This is a genomic window from Stenotrophomonas sp. CFBP8980 (assembly GCF_034046095.1).
Lineage (GTDB): Bacteria > Pseudomonadota > Gammaproteobacteria > Xanthomonadales > Xanthomonadaceae > Stenotrophomonas > Stenotrophomonas lacuserhaii.
Genome location: NZ_JAXCXF010000002.1, coordinates 331,127 through 350,656, shown reverse-complemented (window position 1 = coordinate 350,656; position 19,530 = coordinate 331,127). Strand labels below are relative to the sequence as shown.

Genomic DNA, 19,530 nt, shown 5'->3' with positions numbered 1-19,530 from the left:
CGATGCGCAGGACCAAAGCTTCGTTGATCTACCGCAGGACGCGAAACCTCAGGGCTGCCCAGCTATTGCTTGGCACACGAAGCTCGAGAGCACCGTGCGTTACCTAGGCATCGAGGTCGATGATGCCTTAGAGATTGCCGAGCAGACTGATGTCTGAGTCCATAAGGGTCGCTCCTCGCCCATCGAAGGTCGAGGAGCGCCAGTAGCTGTCTGTTAATGAGTTCGGCCCAAGCAATGTTCGGGCGGACATGCAACGGTGTCCCGTAACGAATGTCAGCCGAAGCTACCTTGCGGCACGCGATGATGGGTCAATTTTCGTTTGGCTCGCCGACTTGGTCCTCGTGAGCGATTCCCGCGACGGGTACGACTTCGATCGCCGAGCTCGCCTGCTTTTGAAGTGAGAGTGGGACACCTCCCGACACGCATTCCATTGTCACGATGTGGCCCTCCCAATCACTTCCGTTCGCGGCGTAGATCGGCACGACACGTCCGCGCACACCATCGATGAAGCGCTTCATCTGCAGCGGAGATGCAAAGTAACCCGGAGCGAGCTCTTCAGCTTCAGCAGCGTTGGAGTAGAACCGGGTCTTGAATCGCTTCGAGGAAGCCGGATCGCCCGGCTGATAGGCGATGTCCTCCAGCTCGCCTTCCAGAAAGCGGCCAAGAATGTACTCGTCGATTACAGGCACAGTCCGCGCGGCAATGCCAACGTGGGTGCTGGTGCTCACGATGACCAAGGGTTTGACCTTGAAGTCTTCGGCCAACGCCATGCCGAGCCGACGCGCATCCCCAATGAAAGCAGTGCGGTTATCCTCAAGCGCTTTGGCCTTTCGCAACGCCTGCTCGGCAGCGCCCAGCACTGTTTTGCGGTGCATGGCGGTGCCTTTGGCATCGGTGGGCTCGAGGATGCACTTGGCTTCCGCCACGAACACGGTGTTGCCGATGGAGAAGATCAGATCGATCTGCTCCTCGCGGCTGCCAGCGGCTCTGAACGTATAGTCCTCCGTAATGCACGCGGCTACAGGGGACAAGATTTTCGATCCCCGAATAGCGTCTATGACAACCTTCCGAATGTGGGTTTCGAACGCGGGTCCTCGTCTGCCTAGGTCCACGCCGGCCTGTCGCATCCACACATCGACTAGCCGCCTCAAATTTGGGGATACGACCGCTGCGAAGATAGGTGCCACGGTCTCCGGCCCAACGGGGACCAGCGGCTGCGCCCAGATCTCCTGTCCCGCATTGCCACGGAACGTGAAGAACTCCACGACTCGCCTGCCTTCCGGCTTGTTGATCCCGGTCGCGGCCGCTAGTGCGTCCACTAGCGCCCCGACCTGCAGCGTGGGCACGTATTCGGGCATCCAGGCATGCACACGATCGTCCCCAACATTACGGGCATGTTTCTCGCCAATGGACTGAACCAGCACATGCGCCGCGCGCGAGATGACCGTCCAGGCGTCGATGAGCGCGGACAAGGTCAATCCTTGGAGAGATTCAAGACGTTCCTCAAGCAACTCTCCGTAATACGGCTCGGCGGCATGGGTGCGCAGGACAGTGAGGTCCTGGATCACCTCGGTAGAGACGCCGTGCTTGGCGACCTTGATGTTTTGCCGCTTACCACGACGCTCGATGCCGTAGACCTCACGGACTCTCAGCCGCGCACCGCTAGCGAGCACGTCGCGCTGGAAGTGCGTCGCCACTACGTTAAAAGCCATTGAGAGCGAAGTCCGGCGCGCCAGGCCTATCCGATAGGCGCGGAGTACATCGATATCCTGCGGCAGGAAAACCTTGACTCGCCCCTTGTCGACCATCTTGTAACTGTTCCAAAGGCAGTCATCCCACACGTCCTCGGCGAAGCGATACAGGATGCCTAGGTTCAGCTCGCGGCCGGCTTCGGTCCACTGGATCTGATTCATTCGAGGATTGCCGGCCAAGCTAGGGTTGGCTTGCAGAACAACCCGGATTGGTAGTTCGATCCCATCCACAAGGCTTTCCACGACCTCGTTGGGCATCCAGTCGAATCCCCCTGGCAAGCTGAGTTTCACCCCCGCCATTTCTTCCATGGCGTAGATCTCATCCGCTTCGCCCTCTCTGTCCGCCTGAAATTTCTCGATCGCGAGCTTGGTCTTATCGCGCGTAACGAATAAGTCGTAGTTTGCGATCGCAAGAAACGCCCGAAGTTTGGTCGTCGCGGAGATCGTGTCGGATGAGGAAAGCTTCAGGATCCCGCGAATCACCGCGAGCTTTTCGTGTAGGGCTAGCCCAGCGGCATGTATGTCGTGATCTACGGCGTCCGGCGCGGGCAGGTCACCGAATGCGCGGTTCCACTTGTCGGGCGTGAATGCCCGCCTCAGCGGCCCGGCGATAGCGCCGTCGCGGACTCGCTTCGTAAATTCCCCCACCTTCATCTCCTATGCCTGGTGCAAGTCCGTGCAATTTACCGGAAGTTGCTCACGGGCACGCAATAAGGTCCGCTTAGGGTCGGTTGCTGCCATGTCGAACCCACGACTGCTTCCGACCAGGAGCAGTCGTCGCGGAACGTAAGCCGAAGGTGGGCCTTGTCGAGCTTTATCGAAGAAGCCAGATCCCATTTTTTTACATTCAGCAAAGGCAGTCTCGGTTCCAGCCGGTAGTGGCACTCGTACCCCGAACCTAAGCTGCCTCTAATTCGCTGAATATCTGGAGCGGAATCCGCACCAGTAGCAACTTGCAGAGCGAGCACACGCTGCTTCCGGATGAGCTTGCACGTACGCCCTGCGCGCCGCCGAAAACTCGGAGGTTTGCTCAAGCCCCTTGAGATACCAGACCGCGAGTGCAAGTACTGCAATTACCAAGATGGCGCCAGCTTTTCCGCCTACATGGACGTTGCGCACAAGGGATGTCTCCGTGCAGGTCGAACTGCTGAAGAAACGAGTACGGACCCTACGCGAACAAGGGGCGACGTTCGCTTTGGGTCGAATTCGGCGGCGGAGGTGAAGTCGCACGCTTGTACTCCCTTAAGACGGGAGATTCCCACGGCTACCACGCTTAGGCACCACCGAACGCCCTGAGCGCTAGCAGACGCTCCATTGCTTGGTCGTCGCCGGTACGTCGCGAACCAGCATCCGATCGGCAAGGGCCCGGACGGGGCGGTGCCGCCCGGGCAGTGGCGTTACCTGCTGGTCGGCGAGAAGTTCTGAGCTCCGCGCGTCTTTCGCCACCGGATCCACGCGATCGCGGCGACGAAGAAGACGCTGCACAGATAACTGCCTTCCGGCCCTTCCGCGCCACCTGTCAGGATGTCGAGGCCTTGCGGGCGCAGCGCCACCAGCAGCGCCGGCAAGTGCGTATCGATGCCGGTGACGGGCAGTTCGAAACCGGTCGCGAGCAACCAGTTCCACCCCGCGTGGCAGCCCATCACGCCCCAGATATTGCCGGTCCGCAGCGCCCAAGCGCAGGCGAACAGCGAGAACAGGAACGTGCCGAGCATGACCCGGGGCGGCTGGTGCGGACTGAAATGCAGGAAGCAGAAAACCAGCGACACCAGCAGCACTGCCACCGCGACATTGGTCTTGCGCGCCACCACCGACAGCATCCAGCCGCGGAAGATGACTTCCTCCACGCTCGCCTGGAACATGAAACTCAGTAGCAGCAGACCGATGTGCAGCAGACTGACGGGCGACCGCCAGGCCTGCCCCACGCCCGCCGCCTGCATGCCGCCCGCCATCCAGATCGCGACGACGACCAGCGCGATCGTGCCGAATCCAACGGCCAGTCCGCGCAGGAAGGTTTTCAGCGGCGCCGGACCGGTCAGCCCGATACTCGCCAGCGAGCGCCCCTCGACGAAGCGTACCCAGGCGAGCACGGCCGCCAGCGTCGGCGCGAAGCCTATCCACAGCAGCGCATACAAGCCAGCGAGGCCGATCGGATCGCCGCGCGGCGTTGACCAATGCTGCGACTGCATCCACCCGTCCAGCGCAATCACCGGTACTGCGTTGAACAGGATCATCAGGATCGGCGTTAGCCAGGCCCAGGGCAGCCAGCCGCGGGCCAGATCGGGCGAATACAGGGCAACGGGGGTCATGCGGGGTTCCAGGTCGACGTGACCGCCGCTGCAAATTGTCATCCACGCGGAGGAGTGGCAACCCGTTTGCGACCAAGCCACAGCAGCCGCCGATGAATCACCCGGATCGCCGACGAAATGGCGCTGAGTCGTCGCCCGTGGTGTCCGCTTTGGGTGGCGCTTTCATATGTTCGATGAAACACAGACAGCTGCCCAAGCAGCAGGAGTGTTGCGAATGAAGCGAAGGACAAGGATTCAGTACACCGACAGCCACAAGGCCCTGATGTGGGACCGCTGGCGGCAGGGCGAGTTGTTGCACCAGATTGCGAGGCTGTTTGATCGGCATCACTTGTCCGTGCGAGGGGCTCTAGCCGAGACTGGCGGGATCCGACCGGCGGTCCGTCGACGATCCCGCGGGCGCTTAGCCTGGTTGAGCGCAAGACGTATCGCGGGCGCTGGTTGCCGGGCATACGATCCGCTCGATCGCATCGACGCTGGGCCGCGCTCCGTCCACGATCAGCCGGGAGATCGGGCGCAACGGAGGCATCGACCACTACGGGGCGAGCCATGCCGACCGAGCTGTCTGGGACCGGGCACACCGCCCCAAGGCTCGTAAGCTGGAGCTGAATCCCACGCTGGAGAGACGGATGGCGGACAAGCTGCAGCAGCAGTGGCCGCCCGAACAAATCGCTGGCTGGCTCGAGCGGACTTACCCGGACGATCCGAGCTGCCAGGTCTCACACGAGACGATCTATCGCACGCTCTTCATCCAGTCGCGCGGCGCCCTGAAAAAGGAGCTGCTGGCGCATTTGCGGCGGAACGGCGACCTGCTCTGCGGCAGCGGGAACAGCCAGATCGCGACGTTAGTCGAGCGCAGCACGCGCTACGTGATGCTGGTGAAGGTCGATCGCAAGGACACGCAGACCGTCGTTGACGCGCTAATGCGTCGAACCGTCAAACTCTCTGAGACGTCGATCGATCTGTCTGTGAAGCTTTTAAGCCTGCGAAGCGCGTGTCAAGGCGGCTCTTAATCATTCACGACGGCCACCTTGTTTCTATGTGAAGCATCTTCACTTTTATCCAAGGGCATGACTCAGTGTTCGGCACGAGAAGTGCCTTCGTGGAATATATCGATTTAATTTTATAGCCACCCACGCTTCTCCAGCCCTGCCGGGCAGCATCAGCCGAACGTCTAAAAGAGAACGCAGGGAAAAGCCCTGTAAAAAACTTCAGCCTGCCGGACCAGATGCATCTTCAGAGAACCGCGCATCACCACTCAAAAGAATGGCCCTCGACATGCAATGCACAGGGGCGGTTTGGATCTCTCCCAGCGCCGCCTGGCAACTTTGGAAAACTTGAACGGGAGTCAAATTGCTACCAACCGATCGCGACGACTAACCACGCAATGTGAAATTAGACCTGCGACCCGGAGAGTTTGGCATCCCGGACACCGACCTACAAAACGACACAGCGTCACGACTTACAGAATCAGCAGCTTGTTAAATCATGCACAACCTGCACATCCAACCCGCCCCTCAGGATATTCCGCAATCACCCAGGTAATGGCAATCCGTATCGCGATCCGTCAGTGACAAGAGAAAGGCCTCATCAACCCCTCGCTTAAGGCCAATCTTGAAAGTGCAGCTCGAGGAGTAACCGACATCGAGGTGATACTCCGGGTGTAGGTGGCCATTCTTTCGGTGCAAATCCCAGTCATACCGAAGATAAGAATCTTCCGCAAGCATGATTTCCCTGAGAAGACTCCATATCGAAAGATGCACTTCCATAGATTCAAAAACCGGGTCGATAAAACCCTCAAAGTCGACAGCATCTAACACGCCGCCACTTGGCATGTGCAGCAGCGCATTTATCTCTGAAGATAGACGATTGTCAATCTCAATACCGCCTCTGGAGAAGAATACGGGCGGACCGCCCTCCTCGCGGATAGAAAAAGGGAAAGATACTGAGAAAATCTTCCTCCCATCCTCCAACACACAGAAAAGTCGACTCATCGACCCTACTGCAATAATTAGCTTCGCGCATCTCACACCTGGGGCTGCAGGCATTCCTGACAGGAACGACTTTATACATCCCATCCACAGTGAAATTATGTCGGCTTTCCGCCTAACAGGCCCGAGAAAAGCCCTCGCCTGAAATGAATCTATCCAAATCTCATAAATAGTCATTTATCGCGAGCACCACTTCTAATCATCCTATTATGAAGAAACACCGCGGTCTCACGAATATTTTCAACGTCAATATCCTCCCCAATGGTATTCTTGATCGAATCCATCAGAGGCTTTCGCAAGAGCGGCAGAACTCCGATATCATCGAATATTTTTTCAGTGACATCAAAGAATGACATTGAACTTGCAACCAAACTTATCGTTGTCTTGATTCGCGCCATCTCGTCCGCGTTCGGTGGCGCTACTTCAATACAGCCCTCAGCGTTAATCCTATCGAGTCCTTCATCGATTAGACGAAGGACTTCACCGTTCAATTTTTCAGAAACTATGAGTCGGGACTGAATGAATGACCTTGTCAGCGTCATATAGAGGGCATTCCTATACATGTATCCATCTGTAATGACCTGACTCACGCAAATCACAAACGGAAACTCCAGCCCCTTAACATTATTACGGTTGCTAACAAAAACCTCACCCTTGCGCCGACTCTTTGTCTCGTATGCCTTATTGACTGCCCAGCCAAACCTCCTCGGAATAGACAAGGACAACTCGTCCGCCAACGCGTACATCGAATTGCCCCCGTCAAGCAGGATTATTCCGACATCGTCCGGAGTAAGGCTCGTATGTTCACTAGCCAAATCCGATATGGCATCAATAATTTTGGAACCAATCGAGGTCCAGAAATCACCCGGGACAGCCTCAACCAGGGCACTATCGATCTTATTATCAATATCCTCGAACCTGCGCAGAGGTTCTCTTGTTAGCCGATACATCGAGCCCGCCGCACCATGTTGAACAATGTACCCGCACGCCACCCATTCCCGGTCCTCCAACCACCTTAGCTTTTGCTTCTCGAATAGCCCCATGCCGATTGCGTGAGCGAACATGAGTGTGCGCGGATCCGTACGATAGCATTTGCTCAGAAGGTAATCTGGCTCGATAGTAGGCGTAACATTCTCGTCGAAAATGCTTTGAAAAATATCCCCGGCGATGTAGACAACTTCCTTGGTTACTCTTGCGCACAAGTCAATGAATGAATCAGGAAAGTCCTGACTTTCATCTATCAATATGAAGTCGAAATATGGCTGAATGGCAGCCATAGCGTTGAGCTCCGCCAATGCCTCTTTACAAGCCCGATCAAAGGTCATGTAAGCACTATATCTATTGAAATGTAACCGGTACAGCTCGCAGATAAGCCGGTAAGTTCCTGAATGAGGATTAGCGCCTGACCCCCACGCATGAACACACCAAAGTCGGTCATTCCACGAAATCTGCTCTTCGACCTTCATGAAATTGAAGAAATCCGGTATTCTCTTTGCCAAATTGTCGGCGAGTATTCGATTATGGCAGGTGAAGACGATCTTGGAGCTTGGCGAATTAACGTAGAGGTCCCTTAGTTTATGAAGGAGAAGCTCAGTCTTTCCAGTACCGGAAAGCCCTTGAATGCGCACGGTTTTGCCTGACGGTCGCTCATAGACAAATCTTGTCTGATCACCATCGAACAGAAGAATCTTGCGCTTAACTCTGTCCAAGAGGCTCGTCGGCAGATCTGCACGTACTCGCTCGATATCGTTGATGCTTCCAGTCAAAAGCGAGACAAGAAGCTCTACAACGCGCTGCTTCCCCGGGTCATGAATCTTAGTAAGCTCTCTCCATTTCTCAGCAGCGTCGCCCTCTGATGCATCGACATCTACCACAAGGTCACGACGCCAAGCTCTGGGCCTACCAATCGCATCCTTGTATCGATACTTATCCGAAATCGACGCCAAATCCTCTAGGAAGTCGTCGACGAACTCGCTGAAGGCTGCCGGATTGGCTCCAAAATCGACGAACGCGATCTTTCGCCGGGGCGACAAAACCACTATGGCGTCGTCATAGCCATACGTGTATCGACTATCGCCTAAGGGTTTCGTCACGACATACGTCTGATCAGAATCGCGCGTAGCACCCAGTTCGACCTGCTCAATGAAGGCTTGATTGGCGTGGTTTTTTTCCGCTTGTAGGAAGAAGAAGCTACTAGTCATAGATCGCGCCAGGGCTGGTTGGATAGGCGGGCCCGAAGACGGCCCTGCCCTGTGATTACACGTCGGGACGCTCATCGAAGCAAGGTCTGGAGAGATGAAATTTCCTAGCTCGCGCAATTCAACGGGATGGCGGGACTGGTTTCAGCGGGAAGGACCGCACCGGACGGTGCCTTGAGAGCGCGCATTCGCGCGAACTAGCATGGGCGCTAGCCGCAGTGTCACCCCGGGGCCTGTACTTGGGGCAAGAGCAGCGCTGCGCGTTAATCAATATCGGCCAGCTTCAGACCTACAAGGATAGGAAGCGACGGTTGTGCAGTAGGAGCGCCCTAGTTCACTGTCAGCAGTCAAGGGAGAAGGCGTCGCGCGAGGGTAAGGCCGCCTAAGCATCCCGCCCCCTGAGCGGGCCAAGGCCCATCTGCGACAGATCGACAGCGACCTGGACACTGCCATCGGCATCGCCATCAGCGGTGCACAGGCTGAAATGGATGGCTACCTGGGTGGCGAACCCTCTGCCACCCGCTAGCCGGCAGAGACCGCAGCAACAGCCGACGTGCTGGCCGCCGCGCTCATCCTGACGCCAGTGCACTTCGAGGCGGACACGCCTGACGACGCCGAGCGACGCCGCAAAGCCGCCTACTCGCTGCTGGCAAAGCACCGCACCGATGCCGGCATCCGCACCCGCAAGGACGCGCAAGTGACGCCCCCCCCCCCCCCCCCTGCTGGAACCGATGAAATTCAGCCCAGCATGCGCTGACAGGAGGAGCGATGCTACGCATGCCAGAAATAGAAACAGCCCAGGTGGTTCGGACACACCTGAGCCGCAAGAGCCAAGCCCGTACCGACCTAGGAACGAACTGATTATGAGTTCCATCGCAAACCAACCGTTGCTGGCCGCAATCAGGGTTGTCCCCAACTCTATACCGGACTTCTCTGACACCGCGAGCTGCGCCCAGATTCTGGTGCAGGACAACCTCAACGCCCCGCGCTTCCAACAGAGTGACGTGCTGCACGTTGATCTAGCTCGGAACCGCTTTTCTTTTTTGCGGCGACAGCGACTACGCAATCGAAGTCGGTGGCAAGGAGATGGTCCGCATTGTGCAGGCACAACTAGACGGCCTGCGGGTCTACGCCATTGGCCGTCCCGGCAGCGCCTACTCCGTAGCCCGTAAGCTGCTGACGATCCTCGGCGAGGTTGCGTTTGTGACCGCCACCCGAAGGGCCAGATGAGCGCTCAACTAATGGCTATTGGGGACAGCGGCCGGCCCGACGCCGGCCAGCCTCCTCTTCATCTACTGGGGCGTCCAGGGAACGAATGCCGGGCGCTGCGGGTGAAGCGCATCTGTCGGCCGCACACCCGCTGCATCGGGGCCCGTTCGTGAAAGTGGTGTCTGAGTGCACGCCATTTACCCGCGCGACGCTGTCAGCGGGTCGGCTAATGGACAATGAGACGCAGGTAGCACTGACCCGCCCTGCAGATGCGGCCGATCAGTTGTGGGGTAACCCTGCCTGCACGCGCCCAGAAACGCCTGCTGCGATCTCTTTCGGGGCCGACCTAGCCGCATTTCCCGTAAGCATTAGCTACTTCAGATTCCCTACAAAAAGAATTTGAAAATACGGCGTGCACTACCCGTTCGAGTAGGTACTATTGGGTTTATCTAAACGAGCGAGTTAGGTAATGGCAAGTAACTGAGGCTTCTTCGCAATTGGAAAACAACAGTGGACCAAGGCTTGTTCAATTGGTCTGAACCATGCGGTTATGCTTCTTGTGATGGCACGAGGGACTGGTAGGGACAACTGCACAACGTCTTGGAGCGCAGAATCCGCATTCAAGTACACCGGGCTTGCATGGCGGCGTGGCAATGATGCCATTGCCGCGCTATGCGAAGCGCAGCTTGCAACCCGGGAACAGGCCGGAAAGCGCCCCCGCTATAAGCTTTCCAAACCAGATACCCTGGAAGATCTGATCTGGCTTCCGAATGAGTTCGTGACGGGCGCAGCAAGTGAAGTTCCGCCATTGCGCAAGCTCCGGGAAGGTCAGAGCGTTGAGCATATGGAAACGCTTGTGGAGCTTTACGGAGGTCAGGACCTAGTGGGAGACGGCGGGATATCCAGAAGCTTGTTCCGAGCACCGTACGACGTGCGCAAGCGCATCTGTGGACGAGGCCCTTTTGACATCATTGGATTCGCCATAAGCAAGCACGTGGATCACTGCAGCTGGAGTGGCCCACTAAAGCGATTCCAGCATGCCAAGGTGGAGGATGATTCACAGCACCCTGTGTGGACATTTCTCCGCTCAATGGAGCGCATGGGTCTCCTTGAGCGAGCGACCTACTTGGTGGAGAGCGACGATCAGGACGCTGAGCTGATTCATCAACTTGACGGCGATGATCTGTCTCAGCGGACCGCCGATGCCGCCGCAGCCCTAGCAGAGGCACTCCCTGGAGGATTTAGCTACGAGGCGCAGCGCTTCGATTTCGTGCTGCCGATCCCCGAGCATATGACCAAAGCAACAATAGTAGGCATCATGCGGCTGAGATATCGCCCCAAGACGACTAAAACGGCGGCTTGGTACGGCCGGCATGTAGAAAGCTGTGCAAGGCATGAAGCGCTCTACAACCGAATCGCCGATGGCGATTTCAGCGGACTGGCCGGCTAGTGTTGATATCAAGGGAGATCAAAGCGAATCAAGGCTAATCAATGGAATTCAAGGGGAGTAATTGTAGATATCAAGGGAAATCAAAGGGCGTACGCACAAGTGCGAAAACCCATCAGTCACACCAAAACCGTTACCTGTCACAGCACTATTCACAGTGACAGGCGCTACCGTGCAACACATGGGGAAAGAACGCGGCACGGGGGCGCAGGGCTGCAGCGGGCTCACGCGATGCGCCCGTTGCATCTGGTGCATCACGTCCACTGGACCGAAAAGCTGCGCAAATTGACACCACGAGTACGCGACGAATCCCTTTGAATCCTCACTGCGCGGCTGTTTGCATGGCTGAAGCCATGTAGGCAATGGTTATCCGGAAACATCAATCACCGGAGAATCGCATACCCCGAAAGCCCCACGTGAGGCGCACTTCGAAAGTAGCCGAGGGGCGCGCGCTGATGGAAACCGCACAACGCGAGAACCGCCAGCCCATCTGCGAGGAAAACGAGGCGCTGCCGGAATCGGTGATGGACTGCGATTCGGTCAGCCTCAAGCCGTGTCACGTCGGTCCGATCGCTTCGCGGCCCCGCCAGCTAACCCAGCAGTCCAATCCGATCATTGAGCAGTTGCTACGCGATGACTTGGTGTTCGCTGTCGATGCTGAGGTGAACAAGGCCATCATCATCGGCGATGGCGTCAAGGCTCTGCTGAGAATCATCAACACGGCCGGCGTGCAGACGTGCAGATCACCACGGTTCCCACCACCCGGGAGGAAGTACTGGCGCTGGAGGGTGTGCTGGAGGACGTGAACGTTGCTCCGAACTACTGATAACCCACGCCAAGCGCGCTGCGCGGGAAGCTCAAGGCGGCCACCGCCGGCAGCGAGCACATCGCCACCGCCAACCGTATCGGCAAGATTGCCACCGCCACGTCCAACACCACGATCCTGGGCACCTGAAGCGTGCTGGATCTGCTGGTAAAGCCGTATGAGGGTGAGGCATTCCGGCGCGGCAACGTGTTGATCGGCGTGATGATGACCTGTGGCCTGATAGCTAAGCCGGCAACGGGGGCTGAGGTTGAACGTGGAGCGCCGCTTCGCTGACGGTGCAACAGTGGAGGGCCGCCAGCTGATCGGGCTGGCGGCCAATTCGGTTCTGAGACACGGGTGGCCGACTTCCGGGAGGCGATCGCGCTGGGTGCGTTCACGCGCACGCTGACCGAGAACCGCGACACTCTGGCGCTGGTGGACCCTGACGTGAACCAGGAGCTGGGCCGCACCCCTAGCGGCACGGCGGAGCTGCGATAGAGGGCCCAAGGGCTGGAGTACCGCATCACACTGCCCGAGACCACCACGAGTAACGACCTGCACGCGCTAGCCCTACGAGGTGACTTCGGAGGCATCTCGATGGGCGTTGTCTCCAAGCGTGACAGTTCCGAGCCGCTGCTGGGCCGGGATTTCTTCGCCGCGGCGCAGGCAGTTAACGAGTCCCAGGCCAAGATCACGATGCGCTGGCGCCACGGCATCAAGGCCAGCGACCGCATCGTGCGCTTGGGGGAACTGGAACATCGTCAGCATCCAGAACGTCGCGTACCGCAACCGCGAGCTACTGATCTAGATCAAGCGAAACCGTATCGCGGACAGATAGACCATGTGGGCGGGGTGGATCGTGCCGCATGGGCGGCATTGGAACCCGACCATCGCCAGCGTGCCGAGCTTGCTGAGGACGTCGGCACTGCCCCCACCATGCAGTAGGCCGGTGGGGGCAGATATATACATTCACTCAGACGGCTCAGTCATCTTCCGGATCGATATCGGAGGGGACCACATCCAGATCGCTCTGCCCCTCGACCTTACTGGCTCCGTCTACGGAAACGGTGACGTGCGTAATGCGACCCTCAAACTGGGCTGCCTCGATCTTCACATCGAACCCTTCACCCTCGTATACCCACAACACTTCGTACTGCTGATCACCATCGCCAATCGAACGCCAATCGCTTTCTGCGATCTCGAAATCGCTCGCATTGACGTACAGCAGTTCATCGTCGTCGACCTCAACGGCCAGCTGCCCCTGGAGTTTCATAGCCCAACCTCGCTGCACTTTGGAGTGAGGGAATATTGAGGCGGCAAGACGGGAAACAAGTAGTTGCTGTTACCGTGCAGTTACGAAAAAGCCGGCTCAAGGCCGGCTTTTTCATTACCCTTTATGGATCAGGGTTTTATGTGGTGGGCGGTACAAGGTTCGAACTTGTGACCCTTGCCGTGTGAAGGCAATGCTCTACCGCTGAGCTAACCGCCCGATGCTGCTGAGCCGCTCATTATAGGGGCTTTCCGGAGAGCGTCAATACTTTTCAGATCACTTCTTCACATCGTCTGGGTCGGCTTTTCCGACGTGGTCAGGCCCGCCAACAGTGTCTCGATCTTGTGCCGTACCGCCTCGCCTTCCTGACCGTCCGCCAGCTGCACGCCGATGCCCGAAGGCCGGTTGCCCTGCGCGCCGGCCGGGGTCACCCAGATCACCTTGCCGGCAACCGGCAGGCGCTCGCTGGAATCGGGCAGGGTCAGCAGCAGGAACACCTCGTCGCCGAGGAAATAGCGCTTCGGCGTGGGCACGAACACCCCGCCATTCTTCACGAACGGCATGTAGGCGCCATAAAGCGCGGCCTTGTCCTTTACGGCAAGGGACAGGATGCCCTGTCGGGCGTTGGTGGCGCTCATCGATTACCCCTTGGGTGCTGCCGTTCGTTGACCTTGTTCCAGGCCAGCAACAGTTCTACCACGGCCAGGTCCGCGCGCACGGTGGTGCGCAGCAGGTCGCGGGTCCGGTTGGCAGCGTCGAACCAGGCTGCCAGCTTGTTCAAACGTTCCGGCGCGGTCAAGCCATCGCTGCTGGCCATCGCCAGTGCCAGGTCGGCGGCAAAGCGCAGCCGCAGCGCGGCGTCTTCGTCGCCGGTCCATTTCTGTGCCAGCGCCACCGCGCCGGTGCGCCCGGCAGCCAGCGATTCCAGGTCCTTGGTGACCTCGCGGCGCAGCTCCAGGCCTTCTTCGCGCAGCCAGGAATCGGCCAACCCGGGATGGCCGCGCGCGGCGTCCAGCGCCTCCATGGCATCGTCCTCGCGGTGGCCCTGCTGTTGCAGCCACGCCAATGCTTCTTCGCGCGGTGGCAGCCTGAATTCCAGCCGCTGGCAGCGGCTGCGCACGGTCTGCGGCAGGCGCGCCGGGTCGCTGCTCACCAGCCACAGGTAGCGGCCGGGCTGCGGTTCTTCCAGCGTCTTCAGCAGCGCATTGCAGGCCGCGCGGTTGATCGCATCGGCCGGGTCCACGATCACTACCTGGGCGATGCCGTACTGCGGGGTCAGCGAGAGCTTCTGGCCGATCTCGCGCACCTGCTCGATGACGATCTCGGTGCGCAGCTTGTCGCCGCTCTTGTTCGGGATGAAGCTGATGATCTGCAGGTCCGGGTGGGTGCCAGCCGATATCAGCTGGCGCGCACGGTCGGCCGGCGGGCCACCGCCCTGGGTGAGCACGTGTTCGGCCAGTGCATCGGCCACGGCACGCTGGCCCAGCCCGGCCGGTCCGCAGATCAGCAGGCCATGGCCCAGCCGGCCGGCGTCCAGCGCGGCGATCATCTGGTCATAGGCGCGCTGCTGCCACGGTGAAAATGCGGCCTTGCCGGTGGTGCTCATGCGCCCTCCCCGTTGTGCAGGAACTGCTCCACGCGGGCCACCACATCGGCTGCCACCTGCTGCTGCACCTGACTGGCATCCACCAGCGCGAAGCGCTGCGGATCCTGCTGCGCACGTTCGCGGAATACCGCGCGCACGCGCTGGAAGAAATCGTCCTGTTCGCTTTCGATGCGGTCCGGCCACAGGTCGCGGCCGTTGGCGCGCGCGCGGCCGGTTTCCACGTCAACGTCCAGCAGCAGGGTCAGGCCCGGCAGCAGGCCGACAACGCGGCGTTCCAGATCGGCGATCCACGCCGCATCCAGCCCGCGCCCGCCGCCCTGGTAGGCGTAACTGGAATCGGTGAAGCGGTCGGTCAGCACGAACGCGCCACGGCGCAGTGCCGGCTCGATCACCTGGCGCACGTGCTGGGCGCGTGCGGCGAACACCAACAGCAGTTCGGCTTCGGCGCTCAGCGGTTCGCCGGCGATCGCTTCATCGGGCTTCAGCACCAGCGCTCGGATGCGCTCGGCCAGCGGCGTGCCACCCGGTTCGCGGGTCAGCACGACCTCGTGGCCATGCGCGCGCAGGCAGGCGTGGATGGCATTGATGGCGGTGGTCTTGCCCGCGCCTTCGCCGCCTTCCAGGCTGATCAGACGCGGGTGGCGCAGCAGCGCGGCACTCATTGCGCTTGGTTCTCCTTGATGCGGTTCTGGCGCAGCTGCTGCAGGTAACGCGCCACGGCGACGTTGTGCTCTGCATAGCTGGCCGAAAAAATGTGCGCGCCACTGCCATCGCCGACGGCGACGAAGTACAGCGCATCGCCGGGTGCGGGCTGCGCGGCAGCGTTCAGCGCGTCGCGGCTGGGCATGGCGATGGGCGTGGGGGTGAGCCCGGCGCGGGTGTACGTGTTGTACGGCGTATCGGTGGTCAGGTGCACGCGGCGGATGTTGCCGTCGTAGGCCGGGCCGATGCCATAGATCACGGTAGGGTCGGTCTGCAGGCGCATGCCCATCTTCAAGCGGCGCACGAACACCCCGGCAATCTGCGGGCGCTCGCTGGCCAGCGCGGTCTCTTTTTCGATGATGGAAGCCAGTGTCAGCAGTTCGTACGGCGAGTTGATCGGCAGGCCGTCGGCGCGCGAATCCCAAGCTTCGGCGAGGGCCTTTTCCATCGCCTCATGGGCGCGCTTGAGCACGTCCACGTCGGTGTCGCCACGCTGGTAGACGTAGGTCTCCGGCAGGAAGCGGCCTTCGGGGTGCTGGCCGCCGAAGCCGAGGCGCTGCATCAGCGCGGCGTCATCCAGTTCGTCGGTGGTGTGCACCAGCGGCTCGGCACGCTTGAGTGCGGCGCGCACCTGGCGGATGTTCCAGCCTTCGATGAGGGTGACGCGGTGCTGCAGCACGCGGCCCTGGCGCATGCGCGTCAGCAGCTCGCGCGGGGTCAGGGTGGCATCCAGCGCGTACTCGCCGACTTTCAGCTTGCCGGCGGCATCCATCTGGCGGGCGAGCAACTGCCATTGTGCGTCCTGGCCTTCGTCCACGCCGGCTTCGCGCAGCTTGCCGAGCACGGTGTTGAAGCCATCACCGCTGGCAATGACGATGCTCTCCTGGTCGGGACTCAGCGGGCGGTCGGCGAACTGGCCCTGCTGGTAGAAGAACCATGCGCCGGCGCCTACGGCGATTGCACCGAGCAGCACCAGGATGGTCAGCACCATCAGACATCCGCGCTTGGCTGCCGCCATGGATTACCTCGAAGAATTATTCAGGTGTGCAGGATACCGCGAACGTGTAGCGCCGAGCCGTGCTCGGCGGGTGCGGAGGTGGGGCAACGGCGACAGCGTGACGACCAACGGTCGTCACCCACCAGGGCCGCAGGCAAAGGCTGACGGCCAGCGGCCGTCACTACCGGGAGCAACCGCTGGGGCTGACGGCCGGCGGCCGTCACTACCGTGGTGCGGGTCAGCCTTGCTGGCCGAGGGCGCGCATCAGGCCGCGGGCTTTGGCGCGGGTTTCGTCCAGTTCCTTGTCCGGGTCCGAATCGACCACGATGCCGGCACCGGTGCGGAAGCTGACTTCGTTGCCCGCTACTTCGGCGGTGCGGATCAGGATGTTCAGGTCCAGGTCGCCGTCGCGGTTCAGCCAGCCGAAGGCGCCGGTGTAGGCGCCGCGCGGCACCTGCTCCAGCTCGCTGATGATCTGCATGCAGCGCACCTTCGGACAGCCGGTGATGGTGCCGCCGGGGAAGGTGGCGGCGATCACCTGCCCCGGGGTGACGTCATCGCGCAGGGTGCCGCTGACATTGCTGACGATGTGGTGCACGTGGGCATAGCTTTCCACGGTCATCAGTTCGTCCACCACCACGCTGCCGGGTGTGCAGATGCGGCCCAGGTCGTTGCGCTCCAGGTCGATCAGCATCACGTGTTCGGCGCGTTCCTTCGGGTGGCCGACCAGCTCCTGGATGCGCGCGGCATCGTCGTCGCCGTCGAAACGCGGGCGGGTGCCGGCGATCGGGCGGGTCTGCGCGTGGCCGCCATGCACCGACACCAGCCGTTCCGGTGATGAGCTCACCACGTGGCGGCCGTGGCCGGTGAACAGGCCGGCGAACGGTGCCGGATTGGCGCGACGCAGCTGGGCATACAGGGCCTGCGGGCTCACCGCATCGGCAAAGTGCGCGCACCAGCGGCGCGAGAGGTTCACCTGGAACACATCGCCGGCCAGCAGGTAATCGATCACCCGCCGCACGCCATCGGTGAAGCGTGCGGGTGCGTCTTCTTCCATGCGGATCGGCGGCTGCCAGCCCTGCCCTGCGGCCGGTACGCCAGCGGCGAGCTGCGCCTGCAGGGTGCTCAGCAGCGCTTGCTGGCCGGCCTCGGCCACCAGGTAGCTGCGCTGTTCCAGGTGGTCATGCAGCACGGCGGCGGGGCAGCGCAGGGCCAGCGCGGTGGGCTGGCCATCGGCGCGCGCCATCGGCGGCAGCACGGTTTCAATCTGGCCGGCCACTTCGTAGTCCAGCAGCAGCGCCCAGCCGCCCCGGAAGGGCAGCGGGGGGGCGGGCGTGGTGGGCAGGCGCTCGGCCTGCCAGGCGGCGTCCAGCAGGTCCAGGAAGGCGCCTGCGTGGGCCTGGCCGGTGTGGTCGCGGACGATGCCATCGGCATCCAGCCGCAGGAACGCCTCGCCGGCTACCAGCAGCAGGTCCCAGCGGCCCTGTGCGGTGCCCGAAGCGGTCGATTCCATCAGCAGCGGGAAGCGCGCCGGGTCGGCCTGCTGCAGGGCGAGCAGGTCGGCCGGGGTGTCCAGTGGCTGGATCAGGATCGGATCGGGCATGTCGGCGCAGCGCCTGGAAAGTGGGGTGTCGGGTGGCGAGCGCCGGGTGGCGGTGGCGGGCACCGGGCAACGGACAGCGGTAGCGCCGAGCCACGCTCGGCGAGCGCAGCGGCAAACGCGACCGCAACAGCCGCCGAGCATGGCTATGCCGGCCGTCCTGACCGGCACCCTTCGGGCCGTCGCAAGCGACGTTGGCAGCGGCTCCTGCCGCGGCCTTCGGCGCTACCAGAACCTGACGAACCTCAGACGCGCTTGAACACCAGCGTGCCGTTGGTGCCGCCGAAGCCGAAGCCGTTGGACATCACCACGTCCACCTTGGCCTGGCGTGCTTCGTTGGGCACGTAGTCCAGGTCGCAGCCCTCGCCCGGCTGGTGCAGGTTGATGGTCGGCGGAATCACGCCGTCCTGCAGCGCCAGCACCGAGAAGATCGCTTCCACGCCGCCCGCCGCACCCAGCAGGTGGCCGGTCATCGACTTGGTGGAGCTGACCAGCATCTTGTAGGCGTGGTCGCCGAAGGCGGTCTTCATCGCCATGGTCTCGCCCAGGTCGCCCAGCGGCGTGGAGGTGCCGTGCGCGTTGAGGTAACCGATCTGGTCCGGGTTGACCCCGGCGTCCTTCATCGCCGCCGCCATGCAGCGCGCAGCACCTTCGCCGCTCTCTGCCGGTGCGGTCATGTGGTACGCATCGGAACTGGCACCAAAGCCGGCCAGCTCGCAGTAGATCTTCGCGCCGCGCGCCTTGGCGTGCTCGTACTCTTCCAGGATCAGGATGCCGGCGCCGTCGCCCAGCACGAAGCCGTCGCGGTCCTTGTCCCACGGGCGCGAGGCCGCGGTCGGGTCATCGTTGCGGGTGGACATCGCCTTCATCGCGCAGAAGCCGCCCAGCGCGGTCGGCGAGGAGCCACGTTCGGCGCCACCGGCGACCATCACGTCGGCATCGCCGTACTGGATCATGCGCATTGCCGTGCCGATGGAATGGTTGGACGTAGCGCACGCGGACACCGCTGAGAACGACGGACCCTTCAGCCCGGCGATGATGCTCAGCTGGCCCGGCAGCATGTTGATGATGGTCTTGGGTACGTAGAACGGCGAGATCTTCTTCCCTTCGTGGAAGTCGATGGTCTGCTCTTCGATGCCCAGCAGGCCGCCGATGCCGGCGCCGATGATGGCGCCAATGCGCTCGGCATTGCCTTCGTTGATCTCAAGACCCGAATCGGCCAGCGCCATGAAGGACGCGCCCAGGCCGTAGTGGATGAAGGGGTCCATCTTCTTGGCGTCCTTGCCGGACACGCGGTACTTGCCGAACTGTTCGTTGTCGGCGGTGATGTCGAAATCCTTGACCTCACCTGCAATCTTGGTGGTGAAACGGTCCAGGTAGGCGTCGGCAACGTGGGTCAGCGGACCGATGCCCGAACGGCCTTCGGTGATGCCCTGCCAACTGCTGGCCAGGTCATTGCCCAGAGGCGAAACCATGCCCATGCCGGTAACGACGACGCGACGCTTCATTGCTTTCTCCTGACCCGGAAATGGTGCGGGTATGACGCGGGGTGGAACGTAATTGGATCCGCGCCCGTATGCAGCAGCGCAAATACACAGGGCCGCATGCGCGGCCCCATGGGATGCCGTGCGCGGTTACGGTCGAGCCG

Annotated in this window: 15 protein-coding genes, 1 tRNA gene and 2 pseudogenes; 6 read left to right on the top strand and 12 right to left on the bottom strand. The window is 61.1% G+C overall.

Features of this window, described 5'->3' with window-relative positions:
- Window positions 1-308: 308 nt before the first annotated feature.
- Entirely contained in the window at window positions 309-2,405 is a 2,097-nt protein-coding gene (locus tag SOM47_RS07705) for a hypothetical protein (protein ID WP_320505246.1), read from the bottom strand.
- Window positions 2,406-3,148: 743 nt separating this feature from the next.
- The gene (locus SOM47_RS07700) at window positions 3,149-4,060 is read right to left on the bottom strand and encodes a CPBP family intramembrane glutamic endopeptidase (protein ID WP_320505245.1); all 912 of its coding nucleotides are present in this window, start codon (window positions 4,058-4,060) and stop codon (window positions 3,149-3,151) included.
- Window positions 4,061-4,274: 214 nt separating this feature from the next.
- Between SOM47_RS07700 and SOM47_RS07695 the strand changes: the two are divergent.
- A pseudogene (locus SOM47_RS07695) lies at window positions 4,275-5,007 on the top strand (transposase); the annotation flags it as partial.
- A 567-nt stretch (window positions 5,008-5,574) separates the two neighbouring features.
- Here SOM47_RS07695 and SOM47_RS07690 read toward each other — a convergent pair.
- Entirely contained in the window at window positions 5,575-6,225 is a 651-nt protein-coding gene (locus tag SOM47_RS07690) for an STM2766 family helicase-associated protein (protein WP_524539292.1), read from the bottom strand.
- A complete protein-coding gene (locus SOM47_RS07685; protein ID WP_320505243.1) occupies window positions 6,222-8,249 on the bottom strand; it encodes an STM2767 family DEAD/DEAH box helicase in 2,028 nt (675 codons plus the stop codon). Before SOM47_RS07685 ends, SOM47_RS07690 begins: the two co-directional genes overlap by 4 nt.
- Before the next feature lie 550 nt (window positions 8,250-8,799).
- Here SOM47_RS07685 and SOM47_RS07680 point away from each other — a divergent pair.
- The 5 genes and pseudogenes from SOM47_RS07680 to SOM47_RS07665 all read left to right on the top strand — a co-directional run bounded on the left by SOM47_RS07680 (window position 8,800) and on the right by SOM47_RS07665 (window position 12,652).
- Window positions 8,800-9,003 carry a hypothetical protein gene (locus SOM47_RS07680; protein WP_320505242.1) on the top strand — a complete coding sequence of 68 codons (204 nt, stop codon included), beginning with the start codon at window positions 8,800-8,802 and terminating at the stop codon, window positions 9,001-9,003.
- A 1,002-nt stretch (window positions 9,004-10,005) separates the two neighbouring features.
- A complete protein-coding gene (locus SOM47_RS07675) occupies window positions 10,006-10,905 on the top strand; it encodes a hypothetical protein (protein WP_320505241.1) in 900 nt (299 codons plus the stop codon).
- Between the two features lie 452 nt (window positions 10,906-11,357).
- The gene (locus tag SOM47_RS07670) at window positions 11,358-11,708 is read left to right on the top strand and encodes a phage major capsid protein (protein WP_320505240.1); all 351 of its coding nucleotides are present in this window, start codon (window positions 11,358-11,360) and stop codon (window positions 11,706-11,708) included.
- A 347-nt stretch (window positions 11,709-12,055) separates the two neighbouring features.
- Window positions 12,056-12,205 (top strand): annotated as a pseudogene (locus SOM47_RS17640) (HK97 family phage prohead protease); the annotation flags it as partial.
- Between the two features lie 99 nt (window positions 12,206-12,304).
- On the top strand, window positions 12,305-12,652 hold the full coding sequence (locus SOM47_RS07665; RefSeq protein ID WP_320505239.1) for a head-tail adaptor protein: 348 nt from the start codon (window positions 12,305-12,307) through the stop codon (window positions 12,650-12,652).
- Window positions 12,653-12,689: 37 nt separating this feature from the next.
- Here the strand turns inward: SOM47_RS07665 and SOM47_RS07660 are convergent, their stop codons facing one another.
- The 8 genes from SOM47_RS07660 to fabF form a co-directional block, all read right to left on the bottom strand.
- Complete coding sequence (locus SOM47_RS07660) at window positions 12,690-12,980, bottom strand: hypothetical protein (RefSeq protein WP_320505238.1); 291 nt, start codon at window positions 12,978-12,980, stop codon at window positions 12,690-12,692.
- 141 nt (window positions 12,981-13,121) lie between these two features.
- A tRNA-Val gene (locus tag SOM47_RS07655) sits at window positions 13,122-13,196 on the bottom strand.
- 65 nt (window positions 13,197-13,261) lie between these two features.
- Window positions 13,262-13,615, bottom strand: coding sequence for a PilZ domain-containing protein (locus SOM47_RS07650; protein WP_042613390.1), 354 nt, complete (start codon window positions 13,613-13,615; stop codon window positions 13,262-13,264).
- Window positions 13,612-14,583 carry a DNA polymerase III subunit delta' gene (locus tag SOM47_RS07645; protein ID WP_320505237.1) on the bottom strand — a complete coding sequence of 324 codons (972 nt, stop codon included), beginning with the start codon at window positions 14,581-14,583 and terminating at the stop codon, window positions 13,612-13,614. Before SOM47_RS07645 ends, SOM47_RS07650 begins: the two co-directional genes overlap by 4 nt.
- A complete protein-coding gene (tmk, locus tag SOM47_RS07640) occupies window positions 14,580-15,245 on the bottom strand; it encodes a dTMP kinase (RefSeq protein WP_320505236.1) in 666 nt (221 codons plus the stop codon). Before tmk ends, SOM47_RS07645 begins: the two co-directional genes overlap by 4 nt.
- Window positions 15,242-16,303 (bottom strand): endolytic transglycosylase MltG, encoded by a 1,062-nt coding sequence (gene mltG / locus SOM47_RS07635; protein ID WP_320505235.1) that lies wholly within the window; start codon window positions 16,301-16,303, stop codon window positions 15,242-15,244. The genes tmk and mltG overlap by 4 nt, the downstream gene beginning before the upstream one ends.
- Window positions 16,304-16,520: 217 nt before the next feature.
- Complete coding sequence (locus tag SOM47_RS07630; RefSeq protein WP_320505234.1) at window positions 16,521-17,885, bottom strand: aminodeoxychorismate synthase component I; 1,365 nt, start codon at window positions 17,883-17,885, stop codon at window positions 16,521-16,523.
- 242 nt (window positions 17,886-18,127) lie between these two features.
- Window positions 18,128-19,390: a beta-ketoacyl-ACP synthase II gene (gene fabF / locus SOM47_RS07625; RefSeq protein ID WP_192084091.1), complete on the bottom strand. Its 1,263-nt coding sequence runs from the start codon at window positions 19,388-19,390 to the stop codon at window positions 18,128-18,130.
- Window positions 19,391-19,530: the final 140 nt, after the last annotated feature.

Coding starts and splice junctions, on each gene's coding strand:
- fabF (WP_192084091.1), bottom strand. CDS start 19,390: ATGAAGCGTCGCGTCGTCGTTACCGGCATGGGCATGGTTTCGCCTCTG.
- SOM47_RS07630 (WP_320505234.1), bottom strand. CDS start 17,885: ATGCCCGATCCGATCCTGATCCAGCCACTGGACACCCCGGCCGACCTG.
- SOM47_RS07690 (WP_524539292.1), bottom strand. CDS start 6,225: ATGACTATTTATGAGATTTGGATAGATTCATTTCAGGCGAGGGCTTTT.
- SOM47_RS07685 (WP_320505243.1), bottom strand. CDS start 8,249: ATGACTAGTAGCTTCTTCTTCCTACAAGCGGAAAAAAACCACGCCAAT.
- SOM47_RS07650 (WP_042613390.1), bottom strand. CDS start 13,615: ATGAGCGCCACCAACGCCCGACAGGGCATCCTGTCCCTTGCCGTAAAG.
- SOM47_RS07660 (WP_320505238.1), bottom strand. CDS start 12,980: ATGAAACTCCAGGGGCAGCTGGCCGTTGAGGTCGACGACGATGAACTG.
- tmk (WP_320505236.1), bottom strand. CDS start 15,245: ATGAGTGCCGCGCTGCTGCGCCACCCGCGTCTGATCAGCCTGGAAGGC.
- SOM47_RS07670 (WP_320505240.1), top strand. CDS start 11,358: ATGGAAACCGCACAACGCGAGAACCGCCAGCCCATCTGCGAGGAAAAC.
- SOM47_RS07665 (WP_320505239.1), top strand. CDS start 12,305: ATGGGCGTTGTCTCCAAGCGTGACAGTTCCGAGCCGCTGCTGGGCCGG.
- SOM47_RS07675 (WP_320505241.1), top strand. CDS start 10,006: ATGCTTCTTGTGATGGCACGAGGGACTGGTAGGGACAACTGCACAACG.
- SOM47_RS07705 (WP_320505246.1), bottom strand. CDS start 2,405: ATGAAGGTGGGGGAATTTACGAAGCGAGTCCGCGACGGCGCTATCGCC.
- SOM47_RS07645 (WP_320505237.1), bottom strand. CDS start 14,583: ATGAGCACCACCGGCAAGGCCGCATTTTCACCGTGGCAGCAGCGCGCC.
- SOM47_RS07700 (WP_320505245.1), bottom strand. CDS start 4,060: ATGACCCCCGTTGCCCTGTATTCGCCCGATCTGGCCCGCGGCTGGCTG.
- mltG (WP_320505235.1), bottom strand. CDS start 16,303: ATGGCGGCAGCCAAGCGCGGATGTCTGATGGTGCTGACCATCCTGGTG.